Annotated in this window: 3 protein-coding genes; all 3 read right to left on the bottom strand. The window is 69.4% G+C overall.

The annotated features are described in order from the left end of the window. Positions 1-1,284 (bottom strand): GH1 family beta-glucosidase (locus KBX53_RS27330; protein WP_210862413.1); only part of this gene is annotated, 1,284 nt, incomplete at its 3' end. Then, positions 1,281-2,114: a carbohydrate ABC transporter permease gene (locus tag KBX53_RS27325; protein WP_030327736.1), complete on the bottom strand. Its 834-nt coding sequence runs from the start codon at positions 2,112-2,114 to the stop codon at positions 1,281-1,283. The genes KBX53_RS27330 and KBX53_RS27325, both read right to left, overlap by 4 nt. After that, on the bottom strand, positions 2,111-3,109 hold the full coding sequence (locus KBX53_RS27320; RefSeq protein WP_030327735.1) for a carbohydrate ABC transporter permease: 999 nt from the start codon (positions 3,107-3,109) through the stop codon (positions 2,111-2,113). Before KBX53_RS27320 ends, KBX53_RS27325 begins: the two co-directional genes overlap by 4 nt. Between the last annotated feature and the right edge of the window lie 67 nt (positions 3,110-3,176).

Here is a 3,176-nt window from a genome sequence, read left to right as displayed (position 1 = left end):
GTCCAGGAATGACCATACGAGATAACCGCGCAGGTCCACGCCCCGGGAGATCGCCTCGTGCGCCGCGCGAAGGTGCCCGTCGAGGTAGGCGATCCGATCGGCGTCGATCACCTGGGCCGGGCCGTCGGGCGAGTCGGTGCCGGGCTTGTCAGGGAACGCCGCACCGTTCTCGGTGATCAGCAGCGGCACCCCGGGGTAGTCGGCGGCAATCCGCTCCAGCAGCCGGGTGAGACCCGCCGGCTCGATCATCCAACCCATGTCGGTGAGCGGGCCGGCCGGCGGCAGGAAGTGCACAGCGCCCTCGGTGCCCGGGTACGCGTCGTTGCCGGCCCCGTCAGGCCGCCCGGCCACGTAGCCCGGTGCGTAGTAGTTGATGCCGAGCAGGTCGATCGGGGCGGCGATCAGCTTCTCGTCACCGTCGCGGATGAACGTCGGCTCGACGATCCGGGCCACGTGCTCGCGGACGTCGTCCGGGTAACCGCCGGCCAGCAGCGGGTCCAGGAAGATCCGGTTGTGCAGGCCGTCCACCAGGCGGACCGCTGCGGCGTCGGCAGCGCTCTGGGGGTCGGCCGGGCGCACGTCGGCCGGGTTGACGGTGATGCCCACGCTGCGCGCGCCGGCCGCCCGCAACGCCCGCGCCGCCAGGCCGTGCCCGAGCAGCAGATGGTGTACGGCAGTGAAGGCCGCCGCCGGGTTCCGCACACCCGGAGCGTGCACGCCGTTGCCGTAACCGAGGTAGGCCGAGCACCACGGCTCGTTGAGCGTGGTCCACACGTCGATCCGGTCGCCGAGGCGGGCGTACACCGCCGTGGCGTAGGTGGCGAAGTGCTCGGCGGTGTCCCGGTTGGTCCAGCCGCCCCGGTCTTCGAGGGCCTGCGGCAGGTCCCAGTGGTAGAGGGTGACGATCGGGTCGATCCCCCGGTCGAGCAGCGTGTCGGTGAGCCGGTCGTAGAAGTCCAGCCCACGGGGGTTGGCCGGGCCGGTGCCGTCGGGCTGGATCCGGGGCCAGGCGACCGAGAACCGGTACGCCCGCAGGCCCAGCTCGGCCATCAGCGCCACATCGTCGGCGTACCGGTGGTAGTGGTCGCAGGCGACGTCGCCGGTGTGGCCCTGGTACACCTTGCCTGGCGTACGGCTGAAGGTGTCCCAGATGGACGGACCGCGGCCGTCGTCGCGGGCCGCGCCCTCGATCTGGTACGCGGCGGTGGCCGTCCCCCAGAGGAAGTTCTCCGGAAACCGGATCTCGTCGTCGTGCTTGTTGGGTTGCTCGCTGTGCTCGCTCACGCCTTGACCGCACCTTCCATGATCCCGCCGATGATCTGCCGGCCGAACAACACGAAGACCAGCAGGAGGGGCAGCGTCGCGATGGCAGTTCCGGTGAACACCTGCGACATGTCCTGGTAGTACCCGTCCGACAGGGCTCGTAGGGACAGTTGCACTGTCGGATTCGCCGGATCGTTCAGCACAGCGTACGGCCACAGGAAGTCGTTCCAGGTGGTCATGAACGTGAGCAGGCCGAGCACGGCGGCGGCCGGACGCAACGCGGGAACCACCACGTGCCACCAGATCCGGGCGGTGCCGCAGCCGTCCATCCGGGCGGCCTCGATCAGTTCGTCGCTGATGGCCTGGCCGGCGTACTGCCGCATCATGAACACCCCGAACCCGGTGACCAGCACCGGCACGATGACGGCCGGCAGCCGGTCGTTCCACTGCAGCTTGCTCATCAGCAGGTAGAGCGGGATCAGGCCGAGCTGGGTCGGCACCATCATGGTCGCGATGATCACCAGCAGCAGGGCGTTGCGGCCCCGGAACCGCAGCTTGGCGAAGGCGAACCCGGCCAGGCTGGAGAAGAACACCACGGAGACGGTCACCGTGCTGGCGACGATCACCGAGTTGATCAGGCCGGTCGCGAAGTACGCGTCGGTGTTGTCGAACAGTCGGGCGATGTTCGCGCCCAGGTTGCCGCCGGGGGTGATCGGGGGTGGCAGCTGGCCCATCGCGTCGTTGGAACGGCTGGCGACGACGAGCATCCACCAGATCGGAAAGATCGACAGGCCGGCCGCGACGACCAGGGCCAGGTAGGTGAGCGGGCTGGCCCGCCAGAGCCGGCTCATCGGGCCGCTCCCTTTCGTCCGTCGGGCCCCGACCGGCCGCCGATCCGGCGCAGGATCAGCACGTTGACCAGAGCCACGATCGCGATGAGCGCGAAGAGCAACCAGGCCACTGCCGAGCCGTACCCGAAGTTGTAGTGCGGGGCGAAGGCGTTCTCGAACATGTACATGGTCAGGGTCTGCGACTCCCGCAGCGGTCCGCCGCGGATCGGGTTGGTGCCGGAGTGGAACATCCGGGGCTCGGTGAAGAGCTGCAGGCCGCCGATGGTGGCGATGATGGTGCAGAAGATGATCGTGGGCTTGAGCAGTGGCACGGTGACCGACCAGAACTGTCGGACCCGGCTGGCGCCGTCGATCGCCGCGGCCTCGTACAGGTCGCGGGGGATGGCCTGCATCGCGGCCAGCAGAATCAGCGCGTTGTAGCCGGTCCACCGCCAGTCGACCATCGCGGAGATGGCCACCCAGGAGGCGAACCGGTTGGACTTCCACTCGATCGCGTCCAGCCCCACCAGGTCGAGCAGCCAGTTGACCATCCCGAACTCGCGGCCGAAGAGGACCCCGAATACGATCGCCACCGCGGCCGTGGAGGTGACGTTGGGGACGAGCACCGCCATCCGCCAGCCGGTGCGGGCCCGCAGGCCGCGGTTGAGCAGGTTGGCCAGCCAGAGCGCGGCGAGCAACTGCGGGACGGTCGAGATGACGAAGATTCCGAGCGTGTTGACCAGCGCGTGCCAGAAGTCCGGGTCGGCCAGCAGCCGGGTGTAGTTCTCCGCCCCGATGAAGGGGTGGTCGGCACCGAGCAGGTCCCAGTCGTGCAGCGAGACCCAGAAGGTGTACGCCAGCGGGTAGGCCCCGAAGATCGCGAAGATCAGGAAGAACGGGGCGATGTAGAGGTACGGCGAGAACCGGGTGTCGAGTCGGCTGAGCCGACCCGAGGAGCGGCGGGGGGTGCCGGCCGCCGGTGCGACCGGTGGGCGGGCGTCGAGCTGGACTGTCATGCCCGGAAACTCCTTTCCGCCGTGCGGGCGGGACTCCGGTCGCCGAAGCCCGCCCGCACGCTGGTTG

The sequence above is a fragment of the Micromonospora sp. M51 genome (genome assembly GCF_018070305.1).
Taxonomy (GTDB): domain Bacteria; phylum Actinomycetota; class Actinomycetes; order Mycobacteriales; family Micromonosporaceae; genus Micromonospora; species Micromonospora parva.
Note: the sequence above shows the minus strand (reverse complement) of the source record. Positions and strands in the feature narration are given on the sequence as shown.